Here is a 17,687-nt window from a genome sequence, read left to right on the forward strand (position 1 = left end):
CTGATGCGCCGGATCGCGCAACCAGGTCAGGGCGTGCCGAACCGTCCCAGCGGCGCACCGGCCAGCAGATGCAGATGGATATGGAACACCGTCTGGCCGGCATGCGCGCGGCAGTTCATCACGATGCGATAGCCGTCCTGCGCCAGCCCCTGCTCGCGTGCGTACGCCGCGGCAGCAAGTGCGAGCTTGCCCACCAACAGCGCCTGCTCGGGCGGCACATCGTCCAGCGTGGGAATGGCATGCTGCTTGGGAATGAACAGCACGTGCACCGGCGCCTGCGGTGCGATGTCCTGAAAACCCAGCACCTCATCGTCTTCATAGACGATGTTGGCCGGAATTTCGCGACGAATGATCTTGCCGAAAATGGTGTCAGTCATGGGTGGGGAATCGGGAGTCGGGAATCGCAAGAGATTACCGCGCGCGCCACTGCTTTTCGCTTCTCCGATTCCCGATTCCCAATCCCGATTCCCGGCGCTCAAAGCACCTCACCCCGGGTGCCGAAGGCATGCGACAAGGTGCCGCGATCGACGTATTCCAGCTCGCCGCCCAACGGCATGCCCTGCGCGAGCCGGCTCGGGCGCACCCCATGCTGGCGGGCAAGCTGCGCCAGGTAATGCGCGGTCGCCTCCCCTTCCACGGTGGCATTGGTGGCGATGATCATTTCGGTGACTTCACCGGCGGCCAGACGCTCGCCGAGCCGGTCCAGCCCCAGCTCGCGCGGGCCGATGCCGTCCAGCGGCGACAGCCGGCCCTGCAGGATGAAGTACAGCCCGCGGTAGCCGGTGGCGTGTTCGATCGCCAGGCGATCGGCCGGCGATTCCACCACGCACAGCTGCTGCCGGTCGCGGCTGCTGCTGGCACAGATCGCGCAGATCTCCGCCTCGGTGAAGTCGCGGCACTGCACGCAATGGCCAACCTTTTCCACCGCATTGGCCAACGCCGCAGCCAGGCGACGCCCACCCTCGCGCTCGCGTTCGAGCACGTGGTAGGCCATGCGCTGGGCCGATTTCTGGCCCACACCCGGCAACACCCGGAAGGCCTCGATCAGTTGTTCGAGAAGAGAGGACATTGGGTCGGGAATCGGGAATCGGGATTGGGGAATCGCAAAAGCTAAAGACAATCTCGCTCTTACGATTCCCGATTCCCTACTCCCGATTCCCCGCCTCTCAGAATGGCAACTTCATGCCCGGGGGCAGTTGCATGCCGGCGGTGGCCGAACCCATGCGGTCCTTGGATTCGGCGTCGATCTTGTTGGAGGCGTCGTTGAAGGCGGCGGCGATCAGGTCCTCGGCCATTTCCTGGTCGGAGAGGATGCTCGGGTCGATACGGACCTTGCGGCACTCCTTGGCGCCGGTCAGCGTCACGCTGACCATGCCGCCGCCGGCGGTGCCGGTGACTTCCAGCTTGGCCAGTTCTTCCTGGGCGCGCTGCAGGTTTTCCTGCATCTTCTGCGCCTGCTGCATCAATTGGGCAATGTTCCCACGCATGTGTCGTTACTCGTCGTAAGGGCGGATGGAATCGGGGACGACCCGCGCGCCCTGCTGCTGAATCAGCTGCTGCACGTTCGGGTCGTTCATGAACGCTGTTTCGGCCGCGCTCTGGCGCTCGCCTTTCTGGCGACTGGCCCGCTCGTGCAGGGTCTCGACATCGGCATTGCCGGTTTCGATGACGATGCGCGGCGTATTTCCCAACTCGGGCGCGAGAGCCTGCGCGAGGTTGGCGATGGAACGCTCGGAATTGAGGTATTCGAAGCCCGGCGCCAGCGCCAGGCGCAGCACGCCGTCGCGATGGCCGATGAAGGCGGCATTGGCGGCGAGCTGTCGCGAGGGACCGTTCAAGCCGCTGCGGGTGACCAGATCCAGCCATTGCTCGGCATCGGCGATGTGGCCGTCGTCGAGCAGGGGCGACGGGTCGGTTGCCAGTGGCGGTACTGAGGGTGCGGCAACCGATGGTATCGCCGTCACCGCCGCTGAAGGTGCAGGTGCAGGTGCCGCAACGGCTGCGGAAACTGCCACGGCAGCTTCGGGCACGCCCGCAGCGGGCAACGCCGCGTCGACCGCTGCGGGCGGCGCCATCGCCGCTTCCGGCGCTAGCGTGGGCGTCGCCGCAGCGACGGGGGCAGCGTTGGCGCGCACCGGCGCATCGTCCATCGCCCAGGGCGGCGTGTCGTCACCGCGCGCGGAAGCTGTCGACGGGTGGCTACCGGTCGATGCTTCCGCAGCGGGCAACACCACGACAGGCGCTGGTGGGGCCGCAACCGGTGCCGGTGGGGCGGCCACAGCCACGGCCGCCTTCAGCTCGGCCGGCTGCGCCGCAATTGCGGGCGCGGGTGCGGCTGCCACCGGTGCAGCGGCTTGCATGCCAGGTCCCACAGAATGCGCACGACTGCCAGCACTGGCGCCACGTCCATCGTCGCTGCCGCCAGCCGGCACTGCCGCCGCTGGGCGGAAGGCCAGCATGCGCAGCACCGCCATCTCGAAACCGGCGCGCGGGCTCGGCGCCAGATACAGATCGCGACGGCCGTTGAGCGCCATCTGGTACCACAGCTGCACCACTTCCGGCCGCAGCTGCGCGGCATAGGCAGTCGGGTCGATGCCATCGCCGACGAATGCCACCGACGGCACCAACTGCTGCACCTGGATGCGGTGCATGGCCTCGGCCAGCGCCTCCAGCACGCCGCTCCAGTCGGGCGAGAATTCGGCCAGCGCGGCGACCACCTGCATCAGGCGCGCACCATCGCCGTCGGCCAGCGCCTGCAGCATCGCCCCGACCTGGGTGCGGTCGACCGTGCCGAGCATGGTGCGCACCACGTCCTCGCGCAGCGCACCGCCGGCATAGGCGATGGCCTGATCGAGCAGCGACAGACCGTCGCGCAGCGACCCGTCTGCCGCCTTGGACAGCTGCACGATCGCCGATGGATCGGATTCGATCTGCTCGGCGGCCAGGATCCGGGTCATCTGGCCCTGGATCTGGTCCTCGTCCAGCCGCTTGAGGTTGAACTGCAGGCAGCGCGACAGCACGGTCACCGGCAGCTTCTGCGGGTCGGTAGTGGCCAGCAGGAACTTCACGTGCTCGGGCGGCTCTTCCAGCGTCTTCAGCAGCGCATTGAACGCCGCCTTGGAAAGCATGTGCACTTCGTCGATCAGATAGACCTTGAACTTGCCACGCGAGGGCATGTACTGCGCGTTCTCGATCACCTCGCGCACATCGTCCACGCCGGTGTTGGATGCGGCGTCGATTTCCAGCAGGTCGATATAGCGGCCGGCATCGATATCCAGGCAGGCCGGGCACTGGCCGCACGGATCGGCACTGGTGCCGGTCTCGCAGTTCAGCGATTTGGCGAAAATGCGCGCAATCGTGGTCTTGCCCACGCCACGGGTGCCGGTGAACAGAAATGCGTGGTGCACACGCCCACTGTCGAGCGCGTTACTGAGCGCGCGGACCACGTGTTCCTGGCCTACGAGTTCGGCAAAACGCTTCGGGCGCCACTTGCGGGCGAGAACGAGATAAGACATCGGGCAACCAGCTTCCTCTGAACCGATATTGTGCCATGGCGCGTCAAGTTGATCGTTCAGCGGCCGTGGTGCCTCAGCGCCGCCACGGACCGGGGACTGCCGGGCAGCGCCGATGGCGGGCCAGACACCTGCGCTGGAACCGTCGTGCCGGACCGGCCGATCCTTTACCTTGTTAATGGCGCCCGCGGCGGCTAGAATCCCGCTCCTGCCGACGACCCGGTCGCACGGCAGGTACGGAGAGGTGTCCGAGTGGTTGAAGGAGCACGCCTGGAAAGTGTGTAAGCGTCTAAACCGCGCTTCGGGGGTTCGAATCCCCCTCTCTCCGCCAGTTTCATGATCCTGCAATGCGATTGCATGGATTCAGGGTCACGCCAGTGACCCACGTCTTATGGTGGCCCCGTCGGTCCCTCGCGACGCTAGATCGAAAATCCCGCCAGGGCCGGAAGGCAGCAACGGTATCGATTGATGCGGGCGCCGAGGTCAACCGGCGGGGGCACCACCCTCACCCGCAGACTGATGGCGTATCGACAGATGCCGCGCGCACTCGGTGCGCAATGCAGGCGATGCGCAACCGCCAATCAGACGCGGCGCTTTGCGCCACGCTCAAAGCTGACCGGTCATTGCAAAGGCTGCGCACGGCCTGAACAGGCGCGCAGCGTCAGGCCTTCTTCAGCGCGGTCAACGGGCAGGGACACCACCTTGATCTCTTGAATTCACGCATCGCACGCTCCGCGAGCAGCGCTACTGCGTCTGCGATGCGGGATGCAGCCAGCCCGCATCGCCGTCCAGGTAATGCTCGTGCTTCCAGATCGGCACCCGCGCCTTGACCTCGTCGATGATGAAACGACAGGCATCGAATGCGGCGCCGCGATGCGCTGCGCTGACACCGACCCACACCGCCATGTCGCCGATACGCAGCTCGCCTACGCGGTGCGCGCAGTAGGCGTTGACGATGGCGAACCGACTCATCGCCTCATCGAGCACACGCTGGCCTTCGGCCTGTGCAAGTGCGGCGTAGGCTTCGTAGCGCAGCCCGGCCACGCTGCGGCCTTCGTTGTGATTGCGTACCCAGCCTTCGAAACTGGCAAACGCACCGGCATGCGGGTGCTCCAGCGCCGCACGCAAGCTGTCGACGGGCAATGGCACATCCGAAAGCGCAAACAGGGCAGTGGTCTGTTCGCGCACGCTCAACCTCCCGATACCGGCGGAATAAACACGATTTCACTGCCATCGCGTACTCCATCCTCCCAGCGCGCGAACGCGCCATCCACCGCCACGCGCAGCTGCGCCGGCGTCCAGCGCAGGCCGTGGCGCGTATTGAGTTCGGCATACAGCGCGCGCAGGTCCTGCGCCTGCGATTGCACCTGCTCGCTGGCAATGCCTGCCGCCTCACGCAAACTGGCGAAATACAGCACCGTCACGGTCGTGCTCATTGTTTTGCGCCGATATCGCGCCTGCCACCGCGCTTGGACACCAACCTGGTCGGGCCGATGCTCATGCTGTGCGACAACGCCTTGCACATGTCGTAGACCGTCAAGGCCGCCACGCTGGCGCCGGTGAGCGCCTCCATTTCCACACCGGTGCGATGCACGCAGCGCACCGTGCAACTGATGTCCAGCATCTGCTCGCCCGCCCAGTCGATTTCAAAGCGGCAGGCATCGATCGGCAACGGATGGCAGAACGGAATCAACTCATGCGTGCGCTTGACCGCCATGGTGCCGGCGATCACTGCGGTCTCCACGATGCCGCCCTTGGCGCTACGCAGCCCATTGGCGCGCAACTGGGCGGCCACAGCGGCCGGAAAACGCACCCGGCTTTGGGCGGTGGCGCTGCGCGCGGTGACCGCTTTGTCCGAGACATCCACCATGGTGGGCAGTCCAGAATCGTCCAGGTGGGTCAGGCGTGCGGAACGGGATTTTGCAGGCATGGGAAAGGACACGATGACAGACGCTCAGGATGCGGCATTCTCGGTGAACGGCGTGCCTGGATGGAACAGCAGTGCCTTACCCGCCAATCAAGAACATTTCCACCGGCTTGCCACGGCGCGGCGTCGATGCGCGCACCTCGCTGTAGCGGTCGCCACGCACGCTCCAGCGCGCACGCAGATGCCCGGACAATCCATGCTCGCCTTCGGCCAAGGCCGGCTTGAGGTCGTGGCCCTGGCTGGCGAACAGGCAGGTGTACAACTGCCCGTCGGCCGACACGCGTGCGCGCTGACAATCGCCGCAGAACGGCATGCTGACCGAACTGACAAAACCCAGCTCGCCCGCTCCATCGGCAAATGCATGCCGCTGGGCCACTTCGCCGGTGTAATTGGCATCCAGCGGCATCAATGGCCAGCGCGCGTGGATACGCTCGTGCAGCTGCGCGGAGGTCACCACCGCATCGGCCGTCCAGCCATTGCAGCTGCCCACATCCATGAATTCGATGAAGCGCAGCACGTGGCCGGTGCCACGGAAGTGCTCTACCAGGGGCAGCACCTGATCTTCGTTGACGCCCCGCTGCACCACGCAGTTGATCTTCAGGTGCTGGAAGCCGGCCTGCTCGGCGGCGGCGATGCCGGCCAGCACCTGCGCGATCTCGCCGCGGTCGCCGCTCATGCGTCTGAACAGCTGCGGATCCAGGGCATCCATGCTCACGGTGATCCGGCGCAGCCCGGCCTGGCGCAGCGCCACCGCCTGACGCGCGAGCAAGGTGCCGTTGGTGGTCAGCGCCAGATCCTCGATGCCTTCGATTACGGTCAGGCGCGCAATCAGGCTGGGCAGATCGCGACGCAACAGCGGCTCGCCACCGGTCAGGCGCACCTTGGTGACGCCGACCGAGACGAAGGCCCGCACCAACGTTTCCAGCTGATCGAAACTCAGGCGCTGCTGCGCATCGAATCCGTAATCGTCAGGGATACGATCGGCCGGCATGCAGTAACCGCAGCGGAAGTTGCAGGCTTCGATGACCGACAGGCGCAGGTCGCGCAGTGGCCGGCCATAGCGGTCCTGCATCGGCGCGGCCGCCAGATTCGGCGACAGCAAGGCGCCCATCAGGGCACCATGGCGGCTGTCGGCTCGGCCAACGGCAGATGTTGACCGGGCACGGCCACGCGATGGCCGCGTGCGCGGAGCACGTCGCCGTCGGCGTCGCTGGCGTAGTGATACAGCAGCATGCGGCTCAACAGGTCCTGCGGATATTCCCGCTCCAAGTCGTCCACCCCAGTATGCGACGGGTTGCCGTGAACGCCGCAGTCATGCGCGATGAGCTCGCTGGCATCGGCGTAGCGGGCCAGCACTTCAGGGATCGGCCGGGTATCGCCACTCCAGACCAGCGCCCCCTTCAGTCGCAGCCCGTAGGCGGTCTCCGGCCAATGGTGGCGCGCCGGGAACACTTCCAGCCGCACACCGTCGTGCCAGAACGCGTCGCCGACCGGCACCAGCTGGAACGCGTCCCAGAAGTTTGCGCCGCCCTCGGCCAGCACATTGGGGTAGTCGGCGATTCGCCGCTGCAGCAACGGCACCACCGGCGCCGGCACGTACAGGCGCGTGCGCCCGCGCCGTTCTGAGAAATAGCTGCCCACGAACAGCCGCTCGAGCCCGCCCACATGGTCCAGATGCACGTGGGTGATGAAGACCGCCTGCGGCAGATGACCGTACTGGGCCTGGTAGGCAGTCAAGCCTTCGCTGCCGCAATCGATGGTCAGCCACGGCGCGCCGGCGCGCTCGATGGTGGCCATCGGCGAACCGAGCGCCACCGCCGACGCATTGCCGACCCCTTGCACACGCAACGCCCAGTTCATCAGTAGCCCCGGCCCCAGGCCAGTTCGTAAGCGCGGTGCAGGCGTTCGTAATCCTTGTCGACCTCTTCGCGGCTGCGGTTGCCGCGCAACTTCAGCAGCGAGCGGTGCAGCCGCTTGAGATTGCGTTCGCGCCAGCGCGTGGCCGGAATGCGCAACACGCCGCGGTCGAAATCGATCAACCAGCCATGCCCGCCGGCATCGAACAGGATGTTGTGCGCATTGAGATCGGCATGATCCAGGCCGGCGCGATGAAAACGCGCGATCAGCCGCCCGGTTTCTTCCCACGGCGCACCGCGCCCGGCGACCTGCGCATGATCGGCGAGCGAGCGCACGTTCTCCAGGCGTTCCATCAACAACGCAGCGCGATAGCTCAGCCCCTCGCGCAAGTAACAGGCCGCCAACGGACGCGGCACCGGCAACTTGCGCTTGAGCAGTTCGCGCATCAGCCGGAACTCGGCAAAGCTGCGCGTGCGCCCAGCCCCTTTCCACAGATAGTGATCGCGACTCACGCGCGCGGCCATGCCGCCGCGCAGGTACTGCCGCAACACGCTACGACCGAACGGCGCATCCACCAACCACGCCCCGCCACGCCCGCCTTCGTCGACCGGCCGTGCCCTGTCGCCCCAGCGCTGCGGCGAAAACAGCGCCGCATCGGCTTGCCGCAGCCGTTCGCGGTCGAACAGAATGGCGCCATAGCCGCGGCCTTCGCGGTACGGCGTCAGCGCTTCAGTGGCGTCGAAAGAAACCATCCATCGAGTCTAACAACACCATGGCTTCTACGCCCGCCTCGTTATGCCTGCTGCGCCTGTCCGCCCTGGGTGACGTCACCCATGTGGTGCCGCTGGTGCGCACCCTGCAGGCGGGGTTTCCGGAAAGCCAGCTGCATTGGATCATCGACAAGGCCGGACTGAAACTGCTCGACGGCCTGCCCGGCGTGCAGTTCCATGCCTATGACAAGCGCACCGGCGTGGCCGGCATGCGCGCGCTGCGCCAGTCATTGGCGCCATTGGGTCGCTTCGATGCGCTGCTGCAGATGCAGGTGGCCCTGCGCGCGAACGTGCTGTCGGCATTCGTGCCGGCGCGGCGGCGGATCGGCTATGACCGCAGCCGCTCCAAGGACCTGCACGGCCTGTTCGTCAACGAGCGCATCGCCGACCGCCCCGGCATCCACGTGCTCGACGCCATCGGCAGCTTTGCGCAGCCGCTCGGCCTGACCCAGACCCAGGTGCACTGGGACTTGCCGGTCCCCGACGAGTCCCATCGCTGGGCACGCGCACAATGGGACGACGACGGCCGCCCGGTGCTGATGATCTCGCCATGTTCCAGTCACGCACGCCGCAACTGGTATCCCGACCGCCATGCCGCGCTGGCCGACCATGCCGCGGCTCAAGGCTGGCGGATCGTGCTGTGCGGTGGCCGCAGCGAGCTGGAACGCAGCACCGCCGATGCCATCGTCGCGGCCGCGCGCGCGCCGGTGCTGGATCTTGTCGGCAAGGACACGCTCAAGCAACTCCCCGCTCTGCTCGCCCGCGCCGATCTGGTGGTCACCCCCGATTCCGGACCGATGCACATCGCCAACGCGATGGGCACCAAGGTGCTCGGCCTGCACGCGGCCAGCAATCCACTGCGCAGCGGCCCGTACTCGGACGTGCGCTACTGTGTGGACCGTTACGACGCGGCCGCCCGTAAATACCTGCGCAAACCCGCCGACCAGCTGAAATGGGGCGCCAAGATCGAGTTCGACCAGGTGATGGCGCTGATCACCGTGGACGATGCGATTGCCGCATTCGAGCGTTATCGCAGCGATCATCCACACTAAGCATTGGTGAGGGATAGGCGCTAGAACAGGCGTTCAACCGCTGCGCAGCTGCGTGCTGCGCCATGGCTCAATCCCCAGAACAGCCAGGAAACAAGAGCGAAACACCGCCGACTCACGCGCGCGGCAGCCAACCACCGCGGCGCCAGCTGATTCAAGGTCGGGCGACACACCAGGATGCGCCGCTCACACACCGATCCCCCACTCAGTTACGCAGACCTGCAGTCAGCGACTCTCAGACGCCGGTAGCGCGATAGTCCTGATACGACTTCTCTTCCACGTACGACGAACCCAGCGCCAGATTGATCTCTTTCTTGATGCGCGCGCGCTCGTCGTTTTCGATATAGACGCTGCGCGCCAGCTGCACGAAGCTGTCGTCGAAGGTCTGCGCCTGTTCCTTGAGGCGGATGTCGTCCTCGATCACCCATAGCCGTTCGTTGACGGCCTTGAGCGCAGCACGCAGACGCACGATGTCGTGGCCGGCGGCCGGATGCGCCATCCAGCTGGTCTCCAGCGCGGACAGTTCGCTGCGCACGTTGGCCAGCTTGGCCGGGTCGCTCATGCGCTCGGACTTGATCTGCAGGATCGCGATCTTGTCGAGCAGCTCACCAAAGGACACGGGCACCAGGATCTCGGACATGACAGGCCTCCAACGGATAAGGGGCGGATTGTAACCAGCGCACCAGCGGGCGGCGGCGACACATAAACAAAAGCCCCCTTGCGGGGGCTGATGCGAATCTGGCGGAGAGGGGGGATTCACTCGGCACTCCGTGCCTTCGCCCTACGGGCGGCTTCGCCGTGCAGACAGCGATGCTGTCTGTCGAACCCGGGGCTTCTCACCCCCCAATGCCGCCGGCGAAACTCACGCGGCACTGGCACAACTGCTCGCCTCAATCTGGCGGAGAGGGGGGGATTCGAACCCCCGAGGCGCTATAAACGCCTGCCTGATTTCGAGTCAGGTACATTCAACCGCTCTGCCACCTCTCCAGATGGTCCCCGGTGTCCCGGGGCCGTGCATCATACGGGCACGGGCGCCAAGCCACAAGCGGCCCGGGCCGGCATCGCCGGCACGATCGAAGGTCCGGGCGTGAACCCGCCCTGCGGCATCGGCGATCGGCGTGTTGCTGCGGGCCGGCCGCCCCGCGATGATGGTCACGCACCTCCTTCCTTGGCGACCCGCCCCCATGCTCGAATTCGGACACCTTACCCATGTCGGTCTGCGCCGTGACCTCAATGAGGACACGTACTACGGCGACAGCGAGCTGGGGCTGTGGCTGGTGGCCGATGGCATGGGCGGGCACGCCTGCGGCGAAGTGGCCAGCGCCCTGGCGCGCGAAACCATCGTGCGCGAGGTGCGCGCAGGCACCCCGCTGGCCCAGGCGGTACGCATCGCCGACGAAGAGATCATCAAGACCTCGCGCCGCTGCAACGACACCCTGCCGATGGGCACCACCGTCGTCGCTGCGCGCGTGCTGGGCCAGCGCTTCGAAGTGGCATGGGTCGGCGACAGCCGCGCCTACCTGTGGCGCGACGGGCGGCTGGCGCAGCTGAGCCAGGACCATAGCTACGTGCAGGAACTCATCGCCCAGGGCACGCTGACCAGCGAGCAGGCGCGTGCGCATCCGCATCGCAACGTGGTGACCCAGGCGCTGGGCGTCACCGATCCGGTCCACCTCAATGTCGCCACCATGCAGGGCGAGCTCAAATCCGGCATGCAGCTGCTGCTGTGCAGCGACGGCCTCACCGAGGAAGTCGACGATGCCGCGATCGCCGCGACCCTGTCGCAGGCCGACTGCAGCGCGCAGGAATGTGTCGAATGCCTGGTCGCCGCCGCACTCGATGGCGGCGGCTCGGACAACATCACCGCGATATTGGTGCGCAGCTACTGAAAGCAGCCAATCGACGCGTAACGAGCGCCGGCGGGCGGTGAGTGCACTCGACTGGTCCTTGCCCGCCCACCGTCGCGGGACCTTACGCGGCATGGATGGCGCGTAAGAGCCTACACGCACGTACTTGCGGCGTGTCCTGCGAGGGTGGGTGGGCAAGGACCCCGCAGCCAGGCCGCAGATCACCGGCCTGCGGCCAAGAGCAAGATCATCGCGCTCCGCAATAGACCGGATTGAAGGAGCTGTTAGCCGCGCCAAGCGCGGACATCAAATCTGCATGGCAGTCATCCTGTGCGCGCTACTCGCGCCCAGAACCGCCAGCCTTCAGCGGCGCACTGCACTCCCACACATCGCCACGCCGCGCCGCGCGACAGCCGGACACCAGTTGCCGAAAGCCGCACTACCCGGCAGCAGCCACCTCTTCGACCGGCGCATCCCACAACGCGCGCCCGGCCTTCTTGCGCAGGTACGCCAGGCGCGCCTCGTGCGCCTGTGACTCCGACGCGGTTACCACCACCCGTGCGCGCGGCAACAGCAGCGCCGGATCGAAGGTGATCATGCCCTCGCCATGCTCGCTGCGCTGGCCGGTATCGGCGCTGGCAAAGCCGATCTCTTCCTGGCCCGAGGTCAGCGCGATATACACATCGGCCAGGATCTGCGCGTCGAGCAAGGCGCCATGCAATTGGCGATGCGAGTTGTCCACGCCCAGGCGCTTGCACAAGGCATCCAGCGAGTTGCGCTGCCCCGGGTAGCGCTCGCGCGCCATCATCAGGGTATCCACCACGGTGGCGCGCTCGACGATGCGGCCGTAGTTGTCGCCCAGCAGCGACAGCTCGTTGTCCAGGAATCCCAGATCGAAAGCGGCGTTGTGGATGATCAGCTCCGCGCCGTCGATGTAGGCCAGGAACTCCTCGACCACATCGGCAAACAGCGGCTTGTCGGCCAGGAACTCCAGGGTCAATCCGGTCACTTCCTGCGCACCCGGTTCGAAATCGCAATCGGGCTTCAGGTAGCGATGGAAGTTGTTGCCGCTCGGGCGCCGCTCCAGCAGCTCCACCGCACCGATTTCGACGACGCGGTTGCCCTTGCGCCATTCCAGGCCGGTGGTTTCGGTATCGAGAATGATCTGACGCATGAATCCTCTTGCTGATTGCTTATGCGGTTGCGCTGCCAGCGCGCTGGGCGATGGCCTGATTGCGGGCGAGCACGTCGACACGCTCGTTGTCCGGGTCGCCATTGTGGCCTTTCACCCAACGCCAATCGATGCTGTGGCGTTGCGTGGCCGCATGCAGCCGCTCCCACAGTTCACGGTTCTTGACCGGGTCACCGCCGGCGGTTTTCCAACCGCGGCGCACCCAACCGGACATCCACTCGGTAATGCCCTGGCGCACGTATTGCGAGTCGGTATGCAGCACGATCTGGCATGGCTCGGTGAGCGTTTCCAGCGCCATGATCGCCGCCATCAGTTCCATGCGGTTGTTGGTGGATGTGGCTTCGCCGCCGGACAATTCCTTTTCGCGGCCGTTGTAACGCAACAGGGCCGCCCAGCCGCCCGGCCCGGGATTGCCGAGGCAGGAGCCGTCGGTATGTACTTCAATGGATTTCATCAGCTTCTGGTATTTGGAAAGTGGTCGGTCATCAGATCGTGGCCACGGGCTGCGGCCAGCGCGAGGGCATCGCGATCGGGGTCGGCCCGATCGAAGCGGCGGCGCGCTTTTCCACTTCGAGCAGATACACCGCGCGCCAGGGGGTGCGATCGGTGCCGGTGGCGGCACGCCCGGTGCGCCAGACCGGCCCCAGATAGCGTTCGGTCTCCACGCATTGCAGCCCTGCACGCTGCGCCAGCAGCCGCCAGCGATCCGGCCGCAACGCCACCGGGCCACGCCGCGCCCAGCGGAAACGATACGGGCTCAGCGGATTGAGCGTGAACAGCCATAGTCGGCCGCCGGGCATCAGCAGCCGCTCGCATTCGGCCAGGAATTCCGCCGCGCCGCCCACCACCGCGTGCTGCACCACGATGGCCTGCAGGCTTTCGGTCGGCAACGGAAACGGCATGGCGCAGCGCGCGTCGCCCGCAAAGCGGCCGGCGCTGCGACACAACCGCAGCCCACGCCCCTGCAGGAGCTCGCGCGGCGGCAGCTCGGGCGTTGGCGTCAGCCACAACCAGGGCTGCGACGGACGTGTCTGCAACGCAGCAAGTGCCAGTTTGCGCTCCAGCAGGAGCAGGCTGCGCCCCGCACCCGTTTCAAACCAGGATGAGACGCCAGCTTGACGGGAGAATGGCGTGGCAGGCATGGTCCCAATTCTATGCGACTGACCGCCCTGCCCGCATTCGACGACAACTACATCTGGGCGCTGGTCGCCAGCGATGGCCGTGCAGTCATCGTCGATCCCGGTCAGGCCGAGCCGGTGTTCGCCGCCGCAGAGCGCGAAGGCTTCAGTCCCAGTGCCGTCCTGCTGACCCACCACCATGCCGACCACATTGGCGGCGTGGCAGCGCTGCAGCAGCGTTGGCCGGACCTTGCGCTATACGGTCCGGCCGACGAGCGCATCCCCGCAGACGCCCGCCAAGTGGGCCAGGGTGAGCGCTTGAGCCTGCTTGGTAGCGGCTTCGAGGTGCTGGAGGTGCCCGGCCATACCCGCAGTCACATCGCCTTTGTCACCGACCACCATCTGTTCAGCGGTGATACCCTGTTCAGCCTAGGCTGTGGGCGGATGTTCGAAGGTACCGCTCCTCAGATGTTCGACTCGTTGCAGCGCCTGGCTTCCCTGCCTGGCGAAACGCTTGTGTGTTGCGGCCACGAATACACCCTGGCCAACGCGGCCTTTGCGCTGCACGTCGATCCCACCAACGCTGCCTTGCAGCGCCGTCAACAGGAAGCCCAGGCCATGCGTCATGCAGCCCGTCCTACCCTGCCGATTTCGCTCAAGAGTGAACTGGCCACCAATCCGTTTTTACGCACCAGCAGTCCCGCAGTCCGCGCCGCCGTGGCATCGCGAGCAACCGGCGCACTTTCCTCTGAGGTTGACGTTTTCGCCGAACTTCGGCGCTGGAAAGACGAATTTCGCGCATGAGGCGCCTGCTTCTGGCAGTGCTGACCGCGTCAGTGGTCATTGCACCCGCAGCCGCATCGTCCAACGACGCAAGCCGCTACAAACCCGCAGAAAGTTCGATCACCCAGACCGCCGCACCCCAGGTGCGCAATGGTCGAGAGATCTTTTCGTTGTTTCTGGAAGGCCGCGCCGACCCCGGCTGCGACAGCGAACACAGCGATACACGCTGGGAACAACATTTTTCGCGCGCGCCGGCTCGCCTGGCGGACGACGCACAGGATGTGTTGCCGCTGTTCGGCTACGTGGTCGATGAATTGCGCGAAGCCGACATGCCGACCGAATTTGCGCTGATTCCATTCGTCGAAAGCGGCTATCGACCAGGAGCCCGCAATGGCAGCGGCCCCGCCGGCCTCTGGCAGTTCATCGCAACCACTGCCCGCAACCACCATGTGCCGGTTGGCGCGCAATACGACGGCCGCCTCTCGGCAGTGGACTCCACGACGGCGGCGGTGCGTTATCTGAAGACGTTGTACGGCATGTTCGGAGGCGATTGGCGCCTGGCCCTGATGGCCTACAACGCTGGGGAGTATCGGGTGCTGCAGGCCATGCGCAGTGCCGGCATGAACGCGCAGAACGCTCGCCCGTCCGAATTGCCCGGCATGTCCAAGGTCACCTATGAGTACGTGGAAAAGCTGCACGCGCTCGCCTGCGTGCTCGACCATGCGCAGCAGCAAGGCAACTTGCTGACCTCGCTCGATCGCCCTGTCTCGGTACTCACCGAACATGCGTTGCCGGTCGGCACCAGCCTCAACGCCTTTGCAGGACAGCGCGCCATCGAGCCGCAACTGCTGGCCCGGCTGAATCCGGCGCTGGCCGGCGCGCGCGCCGCACCACGCGGCGTGCACGTACTCGCCCCGATCGCGCCCGCGCAGCCAGGTGCAACAGGCAGCGTGGCCGCCTCCGCCGAGACGGGCGGCATCGCCGACGTCGAAGCGGCCGCTCCCACGCTCGTTGCCGCCGCGGCGACGAAGGCATCCAAGTCACAGGCGCGCACGACACATACGGTGCGCAACGGCGAATCCGCGTGGGCCATCGCACGCCGCTACGGCGTCACGGTCACGACACTGCTGGCCAGCAATGGCCTGGACAGGCGCGCCGTGCTAAAGCCCGGCATGGTGTTGTCGTTCGACGACACGCCCTGACGTAAGCCACCTGCCCCAGGCCATGTTCCGGTCCGCCGCCCCTGCGGCGGCGCCTTCCGTTGCCCGATGCTGCGCAATGGCGCGCTGCGCAGAAGGCCGGATGCGAAAAGAGCGGATGCGCACGACGTCAGATCGGCTTCCGCAGGCATCCGCAGTGCCTGGCCCACGCGACCGCAGACGCGCTGCGCTAGCAGCCGGGACGTCCGGATGCTTTGCAAAAGACGCTGGCACCCGCCCACGGCATCGGCCAACGAAAAAGCCCGGTTACCCGGGCTCTTTCTCCACCAGTCGAACAGCAACTGTTACAGCTGCGCTTCTTCGATCTGGATCTTGTAGCGCTTGCGCATTTCCTTGACGTACGCCTGCGCCGCGTTGTTGCCGTCGATCTGGCTCAGCTGCTCGCGCAGCATGGTCTGCTGCTCGGCCGGCATCTGCTTCAGATCGCCCGGAATCGCCTTGCTGATGACGAACACCGCAAAGCGCCCGCCATCCAGCTCCACCTTGCCCACCGACGGCTTGCCTTCGGCCGGGCGCGGCGCGCTGAAGATGGCGCGGTTTGCCGCCGGTGTCGGAATCGGCGCGGTACGCGGCAAGCCCGGGATCGGCTGCACCTGCAATTTCTCGCTGGCGGCCAGCGCCTGCAGGGTCTCGCCTTTCTGCACACGTGCCAGCAATGCGTCGGCAGCCGCCGCGGCGGCCTTCTCGGTGCGGTCCGCGCGGACCGCGACGATCACCTTCTCGCGCACCTTGTCCAACGGCAGGGCCGCCTCGGCGGTGTGATTGGTTACACGCAACACCACACTGTGGTTCGGCGCGATGGTGATCGGATCGCTCACCGTGCCGTCCTGCACCAGCGTTTCGGAGAATGCCGAACGCAGCACCGCCGGATTGGCCGCGATCCCGCTGGCATCGGCGCGCGAGAACGGGCCCAGCGTCTGCAACGGCAGGCCGACCTGCTTGGCTGCCGGCTCCAGTGCGGTGGGGTTCTTGTAGACCTGGTCCACCAGCTTGCCGCTCACATCCGTAAACGCCTTGTCGGCATCGGCCTTGAGCTGCTCGGCGGCAAGCTGATCGCGCACCTGCTCGAACGACTTGCCCTGGCCGCCCTTGACCTCGCGCAGCTGGATCACGTGGTAACCGAACTCGCTCTTGATCGGGCCGACCACCTCGCCTGCCTTCATCGCGAACAAGGCGTCTTCGAACGGCTTGACCATCGTGCCCTTCTCGACCCACCCAAGATCGCCACCGGCGCCCTTGGAACCGGGATCCTGCGAATTGGCCTTGGCCAACGCGGCGAAATCGGCGCCCGGCTGCTTGGCCTCCGCAGCCAGCTTGGCCGCTTTTTCCTCGGCGGCTTTCTGCGCGGCAGGATCGCTACCAGCGCTGATCAGGATGTGCGATGCCAGACGCTGATCCGGCTCGACAAAACGCGCCTTCTCTTCGTCGTAGCGCTTGCGCAGCGTCGCCTCGTCAGCGGCGGTTGCCGGCGGCAACTTGGCGGCATCGAGCTCGACATACTCGATCGTCACCGTCTCCGGTTGACGGAAATCCTGGGCATGCCCGTCGTACCACTGCTTGATCTGCGCATCGCTGACCGGCGCGGTATCGGCGGCCGGTGGCGGCAGCATTGCCAGCTCCACATCGCGCGTTTCGCCCATCAGCTTGAGCAAGCGCTCGAACTCGGCCTTGGTTGCAAAGCCCGACTCGGCAATTGCCTGCGGAATCACCGACTGCTGCAAGCTGTCTCGCACCAGCGCATCGAACTGCGCCGGCGTGCGCGGCGGCGTGCCTTGCGCAAGTGCAGCGCGATACTGGTCGGGACTGAATTTGCCGTCGACCTGGAACGCCTGAATGCCGGCGATGTAGTCGCGCACCGTCGCATCGCCGATCACGATGCCGGCATCTTCGGCACCCAGACGCACGACTTGCTCGTCGACCAACTGGTCGAGCACCTGCAATTTGTTTTCGCGGGATTCGAACGTGCGCGGATCGAAATTCTCGCCCTGGCGCTGCCGTTCCTGCATGCGCGCCTGCTCGAAGCGGGCGCGGAAATCCTGCGTGCTGATTTCATGGTGCTGCCACAGCAGCGACACCGGCCACCACGACGGTGCCGATTTCCACCACGTCGGTGGCGCCTGCACCTTGGCCACGTTATTGGCGCCAATGCCGCCGAGGTAGCTGTTGTCGATGACGAACAGGAACGGAATCATCAGCAACCCCAGGATGGCGGTAGCGATCCAGCCTGACGTCTTGTCGCGAAGTTTCTGCAGCATTGGCAAATCACGGCCTGTGGGCGAGCCGCGCAGTGTAACGCGCCTGACGCCGGGCACCCAGCCCAATCCCGCACCGCATCGGGTTCGGCATGGCTTTCGGCGCACAATTGCCGCCATAGCGGCCAAAAAAAAAGCCCCCGGCACGGAGCCGAGGGCT

At 66.0% G+C, this 17,687-nt stretch carries 19 protein-coding genes, 2 tRNA genes and 1 other RNA gene; 6 read left to right on the forward strand and 16 right to left on the reverse strand.

Annotated features, from left to right (window positions below):
- Nucleotides 1-26 precede the first annotated feature (26 nt).
- From FHT09_RS08215 to dnaX, 4 genes are all read right to left on the reverse strand, one after another.
- Nucleotides 27-377, reverse strand: coding sequence for a histidine triad nucleotide-binding protein (locus FHT09_RS08215; protein WP_104604390.1), 351 nt, complete (start codon nt 375-377; stop codon nt 27-29).
- Between the two features lie 98 nt (nt 378-475).
- A complete protein-coding gene (recR, locus tag FHT09_RS08220) occupies nt 476-1,069 on the reverse strand; it encodes a recombination mediator RecR (RefSeq protein WP_104604388.1) in 594 nt (197 codons plus the stop codon).
- 97 nt (nt 1,070-1,166) lie between these two features.
- Nucleotides 1,167-1,487, reverse strand: a complete 321-nt coding sequence (locus FHT09_RS08225; protein ID WP_005913896.1) for a YbaB/EbfC family nucleoid-associated protein — start codon at nt 1,485-1,487, stop codon at nt 1,167-1,169.
- 6 nt (nt 1,488-1,493) lie between these two features.
- A complete protein-coding gene (gene dnaX, locus FHT09_RS08230; protein ID WP_104604386.1) occupies nt 1,494-3,515 on the reverse strand; it encodes a DNA polymerase III subunit gamma/tau in 2,022 nt (673 codons plus the stop codon).
- 235 nt (nt 3,516-3,750) lie between these two features.
- Between dnaX and FHT09_RS08235 the strand changes: the two genes are divergently transcribed.
- Nucleotides 3,751-3,843 (forward strand) — tRNA-Ser (locus FHT09_RS08235).
- A 69-nt stretch (nt 3,844-3,912) separates the two neighbouring features.
- An RNA gene (gene ffs / locus FHT09_RS08240) (signal recognition particle sRNA small type) lies at nt 3,913-4,009 on the forward strand.
- 247 nt (nt 4,010-4,256) lie between these two features.
- On the opposite strand, the gene FHT09_RS08245 is transcribed toward ffs, so the two are convergent.
- The 6 genes from FHT09_RS08245 to FHT09_RS08270 all read right to left on the reverse strand — a co-directional run bounded on the left by FHT09_RS08245 (nt 4,257) and on the right by FHT09_RS08270 (nt 8,048).
- The gene (locus FHT09_RS08245) at nt 4,257-4,706 is read right to left on the reverse strand and encodes a molybdenum cofactor biosynthesis protein MoaE (RefSeq protein ID WP_104604384.1); all 450 of its coding nucleotides are present in this window, start codon (nt 4,704-4,706) and stop codon (nt 4,257-4,259) included.
- Entirely contained in the window at nt 4,703-4,948 is a 246-nt protein-coding gene (locus FHT09_RS08250; RefSeq protein ID WP_104604382.1) for a MoaD/ThiS family protein, read from the reverse strand. The genes FHT09_RS08245 and FHT09_RS08250 overlap by 4 nt, the downstream gene beginning before the upstream one ends.
- The gene (moaC, locus tag FHT09_RS08255) at nt 4,945-5,442 is read right to left on the reverse strand and encodes a cyclic pyranopterin monophosphate synthase MoaC (RefSeq protein ID WP_104538364.1); all 498 of its coding nucleotides are present in this window, start codon (nt 5,440-5,442) and stop codon (nt 4,945-4,947) included. Before moaC ends, FHT09_RS08250 begins: the two co-directional genes overlap by 4 nt.
- A 76-nt stretch (nt 5,443-5,518) precedes the next feature.
- Nucleotides 5,519-6,550 carry a GTP 3',8-cyclase MoaA gene (gene moaA / locus FHT09_RS08260; RefSeq protein WP_184416913.1) on the reverse strand — a complete coding sequence of 344 codons (1,032 nt, stop codon included), beginning with the start codon at nt 6,548-6,550 and terminating at the stop codon, nt 5,519-5,521.
- A complete protein-coding gene (locus tag FHT09_RS08265) occupies nt 6,550-7,299 on the reverse strand; it encodes an MBL fold metallo-hydrolase (protein ID WP_104604380.1) in 750 nt (249 codons plus the stop codon). The genes moaA and FHT09_RS08265 overlap by 1 nt, the downstream gene beginning before the upstream one ends.
- On the reverse strand, nt 7,299-8,048 hold the full coding sequence (locus tag FHT09_RS08270; RefSeq protein ID WP_104604378.1) for a 3-deoxy-D-manno-octulosonic acid kinase: 750 nt from the start codon (nt 8,046-8,048) through the stop codon (nt 7,299-7,301). The genes FHT09_RS08265 and FHT09_RS08270 overlap by 1 nt, the downstream gene beginning before the upstream one ends.
- A gap of 20 nt (nt 8,049-8,068) precedes the next feature.
- Between FHT09_RS08270 and FHT09_RS08275 the strand changes: the two genes are divergently transcribed.
- Nucleotides 8,069-9,118: a glycosyltransferase family 9 protein gene (locus FHT09_RS08275; RefSeq protein ID WP_104604376.1), complete on the forward strand. Its 1,050-nt coding sequence runs from the start codon at nt 8,069-8,071 to the stop codon at nt 9,116-9,118.
- Nucleotides 9,119-9,350: 232 nt separating this feature from the next.
- On the opposite strand, the gene FHT09_RS08280 is transcribed toward FHT09_RS08275, so the two are convergent.
- A complete protein-coding gene (locus FHT09_RS08280; RefSeq protein WP_104604374.1) occupies nt 9,351-9,755 on the reverse strand; it encodes a DUF6165 family protein in 405 nt (134 codons plus the stop codon).
- Nucleotides 9,756-10,011: 256 nt separating this feature from the next.
- Nucleotides 10,012-10,102, reverse strand: a tRNA-Ser gene (locus FHT09_RS08285).
- 197 nt (nt 10,103-10,299) lie between these two features.
- Here FHT09_RS08285 and FHT09_RS08290 point away from each other — a divergent pair.
- Nucleotides 10,300-11,004: a PP2C family serine/threonine-protein phosphatase gene (locus FHT09_RS08290; protein ID WP_024938430.1), complete on the forward strand. Its 705-nt coding sequence runs from the start codon at nt 10,300-10,302 to the stop codon at nt 11,002-11,004.
- Nucleotides 11,005-11,401: 397 nt separating this feature from the next.
- Here FHT09_RS08290 and dnaQ read toward each other — a convergent pair whose 3' ends face one another.
- From dnaQ to FHT09_RS08305, 3 genes are read right to left on the reverse strand one after another with little or no spacing between them, the layout of a single operon-like run.
- Entirely contained in the window at nt 11,402-12,136 is a 735-nt protein-coding gene (dnaQ, locus tag FHT09_RS08295) for a DNA polymerase III subunit epsilon (RefSeq protein ID WP_024938429.1), read from the reverse strand.
- 19 nt (nt 12,137-12,155) lie between these two features.
- On the reverse strand, nt 12,156-12,608 hold the full coding sequence (gene rnhA / locus FHT09_RS08300) for a ribonuclease HI (protein ID WP_104538831.1): 453 nt from the start codon (nt 12,606-12,608) through the stop codon (nt 12,156-12,158).
- Nucleotides 12,609-12,639: 31 nt separating this feature from the next.
- Complete coding sequence (locus tag FHT09_RS08305) at nt 12,640-13,296, reverse strand: hypothetical protein (RefSeq protein WP_104604372.1); 657 nt, start codon at nt 13,294-13,296, stop codon at nt 12,640-12,642.
- Between the two features lie 12 nt (nt 13,297-13,308).
- Here FHT09_RS08305 and gloB point away from each other — a divergent pair, with 12 nt between their 5' ends.
- Complete coding sequence (gene gloB, locus FHT09_RS08310; RefSeq protein ID WP_104604370.1) at nt 13,309-14,076, forward strand: hydroxyacylglutathione hydrolase; 768 nt, start codon at nt 13,309-13,311, stop codon at nt 14,074-14,076.
- Nucleotides 14,073-15,257, forward strand: coding sequence for a lytic transglycosylase domain-containing protein (locus FHT09_RS08315; protein ID WP_104604368.1), 1,185 nt, complete (start codon nt 14,073-14,075; stop codon nt 15,255-15,257). Before gloB ends, FHT09_RS08315 begins: the two co-directional genes overlap by 4 nt.
- A 302-nt stretch (nt 15,258-15,559) precedes the next feature.
- Here FHT09_RS08315 and FHT09_RS08320 read toward each other — a convergent pair whose 3' ends face one another.
- On the reverse strand, nt 15,560-17,530 hold the full coding sequence (locus tag FHT09_RS08320; protein WP_146096417.1) for a peptidyl-prolyl cis-trans isomerase: 1,971 nt from the start codon (nt 17,528-17,530) through the stop codon (nt 15,560-15,562).
- Nucleotides 17,531-17,687: the final 157 nt, after the last annotated feature.

It is taken from the genome of Xanthomonas sp. CFBP 8152 (assembly GCF_014199025.1).
Taxonomy (GTDB): domain Bacteria; phylum Pseudomonadota; class Gammaproteobacteria; order Xanthomonadales; family Xanthomonadaceae; genus Xanthomonas; species Xanthomonas arboricola_B.